Below are 3,840 nucleotides of genomic sequence, written 5' to 3' on the forward strand. Positions count from 1 at the left end.
CAGCAGCGCCGCCGCGCCCAGCGCGCCCGCCACCGCCAGCAGCAGCAGGCGCATCAGCAGCTTAAGAATCGGGCTGTTTATATGCAAAGCGGGGGAATAGTAGCGCGAACTTTGTAGCTCGCGTTTCAGAACGATAATCGGGGTGGCGGCGCGAGGACGCGAACTACAAAGTTCGCGCTACGGCTCGCGCTGTACTTAAAACTGGAAGTAGATGAACGAAGTGCTGTTGAAAATACCGAGGTAGAGAATGAGCAAGGCCAACCCCACGTAGCCCACCCAGCGCGTGGCCCACGGCTGGGCCGCCACCCAAGCCTGTGGGCTGCGCCAACTGCCGGCGTATTCTACAGCTAGCATCAGGCCTACGGCAAAAGCGGCCACGGCCAGTTCGGGGCGGTAGTGCTGCGAGAAATCGAGTAATAAAGTGGCGACTTGGCGGCTGTTTAGCTGCCAGCCAGTGAGCAGATGCCGACTGATGAATAGTGCGTCATCCAACGTATTGGCGCGGAAGAAAATCCAGGCATACGCCACCAATATAAACGTAAGGCCCGCGCCCACCCCATGCCGCAGGCCCGGGTGCGCCGCCAGCCCCGTGCGCTGCGCCAGCCACGCCCGCGCCGGCCGCGCCCAGGTACTCAGCACTAGGTACAGCCCATGCAGGCCGCCCCACACCACGAACGTGAGGTTGGCCCCATGCCAGAGCCCGCTCACCAGAAACACGACCAGCAAGTTGAAGTAGGCCCGGACCGGCGTTACGCGACTGCCGCCCAGGGGAATGTATAGGTAGTCGCGAAACCAGCTGGAAAGCGAAATGTGCCAGCGCCGCCAGAACTCGGGCACCGAAGCCGACTGGTAGGGCTGCCGGAAATTCAGGTTGAAATCGAAGCCCAGTACGCGGGCCGCTCCCCGGGCCATGTCGGTGTAGCCCGAGAAGTCGCCGTAAATCTGGAAGGTGAAGGCTAGCGTGGCCAGCACCAGCAGCGGACCCTCGGGGTGCTGGCGTGGGGCGTTGAACACCGGATTCACGAGCAGGGCCAGCCGGTCGGCCACCACCACTTTCTTGAACAGGCCCCAGGCCATGAGCCGCAGCCCGCTCACGATGCGGGCGTAATCGAACCGATGCTCGCGCCGGAATTGCGGCAGCATGTGCCCGCCGCGCTCGATGGGCCCGGCCACCAGCTGCGGGAAAAACGCTACGAACAGCGCAAACCGCCCAAAATTCTGCTCCGCCTCCAACCTCCCCTGGTACACATCCACAATGTAGCCCACGCTCTGAAACGTGTAGAACGACACGCCCACCGGCAGCAGCAGCCCCAGCGCCGGCCCCGCGCCCACGGGCAGGTGCAGCGCCCCGGCCAGCGCTACGGCGGCATCGCGAAAGAAATTGAAGTACTTGAAAACGAATAGCGTGCCGAGGTTGCTAACCAAACTCAGGGCCAGCCAGGGGCGGCGCTGACGCTTGTCGGGCAGCCGGCTCATACGCACGCCGCTGTAGTAGTCGAGGGCCGTGGTGGCCAGCAGCAGCAGGGCGTACTCGGCCCGCCAGCTCATGTAGAAGTAGTAGCTGGCCAGCAGCAGCAGCGCCCCGCGCCAACGCGGCGGCAGGCCGTAGTACAGGCCCACAACCAGCGGAAAGAAAATGAGAAAGTGGAGCGAGTTGAAGAGCATGCGCGGCGCGGAGGCCGGCAAAGGTCGGGCGCGGCGGGCAGTTTTGTGGGCACAATGATTTTAATGGAACGTCATACTGAGCGGAGGCGCAGCCGCAGTCGAAGCATCTCTACCGCGCAAGTAATTCATTTTACTGCTACACGCGAGATGCTTCGACTGCGGCTGCGCCTCCGCTCAGCATGACGTTCTACTTTTTTACCAACTATGCCAACCCCAAAAGCCCTACTTTTGCAGTCCTGTTTTTGGCTTACTTGTTTTCATGGCTCTCGACCTCAACCACAAATCCATTCTCGTCACGGGCGGCACCGGCTCCTTCGGCAAGCAATTCGTTCGCACCGTTTTTGAGCTGTTTCCGCAGGTGAAGCGCCTCGTGGTGTTCTCGCGCGACGAGCTGAAGCAGTACGAGATGAGCCAGGAATTCAGCCCCGCCAAGTACCCGGCCATTCGCTATTTCATTGGCGATGTGCGCGATGCGCAGCGCCTGCACCGCGCCTGCGAGGGCATCGACATCGTGATTCACGCCGCCGCCCTCAAGCAGGTGCCCGCCGCCGAGTACAACCCGATGGAGTGCATCAAGACCAATATTTTCGGGGCCGAAAACGTCATCAACGCCGCCCTCGACTCGGGCGTGAAGGAAGTAGTGGCCCTGAGCACTGACAAGGCCGCGGCGCCCATCAACCTCTACGGCGCGACGAAACTGTGCTCCGATAAGCTGTTTGTAGCGGCCAACAACATGAAGGGCAGCCGCGATTTGCGCTTCTCGGTGGTGCGCTACGGCAACGTAATTGGCTCGCGCGGCTCGGTGGTGCCCTTCTTTTTGCAGGAGCGCCACAAGGGCGTGCTGCCCATCACCCACCCCGACATGACGCGCTTCAACATCTCGCTCGAAGAGGGTGTGGACCTCGTGCTGTATGCGCTGGAGCACTCCTGGGGCGGCGAGATTTTCGTGCCGAAAATTCCGTCCTACAAAATCACGGAAGTGGCCCGCGCCATCGGCCCCGAGTGCGAGCAGAAAATTGTGGGCATCCGCCCCGGCGAGAAGCTGCACGAGGCCATGATTACCGAAACCGACGCCCTGAGCACCGTCGAGCTCGACCGCTACTACGTCATCCTGCCCTCCACGCCGAACTGGGATGTCGATAAATTCATTGAGAAATTCAATGGTAAGCGCGTGCCGCTGGGCTTTCAGTACGACTCGTTCAACAACGAGGAGTGGCTCGATGCCGAGCAGATTCGCGAGGAAATCCGCCTGCACGTCGACCCCGATTTCGCGGTGTAATTCTTTAGCCAGCAGCTGACAGCCGTTAGCTACTGGCGCCTCCCACGTTCAAGCAAACAGCTAACAGCCAATGGCTAACAGCTTCCCAAACCGCCCCTTGCCCTACGGCCGCCAGTTCATTTCGGAGGCCGATGTGGCCGCCGTGGTGGCCTCGCTGCACGGCGACTACCTCACGCAAGGCCCCACCGTGGGCGAGTTTGAGCAGCAGTTTGCCGCCTACGTGGGGGCCAAATTTGCCGTAGCCGTGAGCAACGGCACGGCGGCCCTGCACCTGTGCGCGCTGGCCCTGAACGTGCAGCCCGGGCAGCGCGTCATCACCACGCCCATCACCTTTTCGGCGTCGGCCAACTGCGTGCGCTACTGCGGCGGCGAGGTGCATTTCGCCGATATTGACCCCGAAACCGCGCTTATCGACCTGGCCAAAGTGCGGGCGCTGCTCGAAGCGCACCCCAAAGGCTATTTCACGGGCCTGATTCCGGTAGATTTTGCCGGGCTGGCCGTGAACCTGGAAGCCGCCCGCCAGCTGGCCGACGAGTTCGGCCTCTGGATTATCGAGGATTCGTGCCACGCGCCAGGCGGCTTTTTCATCGACTCGCAGGGCCAGGAGCAGCGCTGCGGCAACGGCCGCTTCGCCGAGTTGGCCATCTTCAGCTTCCACCCCGTGAAGCACATTGCCTGCGGCGAAGGCGGCATGATTACCACCAACTCCGAGGAGCTGTTCCATCACCTGCTGCGCCTGCGCACCCATGGCATCACCCGCGACCCGGCCGACCTCCGGCGCGAGCCCGACGGCGGCTGGTACATGGAAATGCAGGAGCTCGGCTACAACTACCGCCTGCCCGACCTCAACTGCGCCCTCGGCCTGAGCCAGCTCGCCCGCGCCGATGAGGGCCTGG

Annotated in this window: 3 protein-coding genes; 2 read left to right on the forward strand and 1 reads right to left on the reverse strand. The window is 62.4% G+C overall.

Translation table 11 applies throughout. From position 1 onward, the window contains the following. Positions 1 to 195 precede the first annotated feature (195 nt). Positions 196 to 1,665, reverse strand: a complete 1,470-nt coding sequence (locus ACYVDE_RS16790) for an MBOAT family O-acyltransferase (RefSeq protein WP_460502703.1) — start codon at positions 1,663 to 1,665, stop codon at positions 196 to 198. Positions 1,666 to 1,924: 259 nt separating this feature from the next. On the opposite strand from ACYVDE_RS16790, the gene pseB reads away from it, so the two are divergent. Both pseB and ACYVDE_RS16800 read left to right on the forward strand, forming a co-directional pair. Then, positions 1,925 to 2,944 carry a UDP-N-acetylglucosamine 4,6-dehydratase (inverting) gene (gene pseB, locus ACYVDE_RS16795; protein WP_460502704.1) on the forward strand — a complete coding sequence of 340 codons (1,020 nt, stop codon included), beginning with the start codon at positions 1,925 to 1,927 and terminating at the stop codon, positions 2,942 to 2,944. Between the two features lie 70 nt (positions 2,945 to 3,014). After that, the coding region (locus ACYVDE_RS16800; RefSeq protein WP_460502705.1) for an aminotransferase class I/II-fold pyridoxal phosphate-dependent enzyme at positions 3,015 to 3,840 on the forward strand (826 nt) is incomplete at its 3' end.

The sequence above is a fragment of the Hymenobacter agri genome (genome assembly GCF_054778495.1).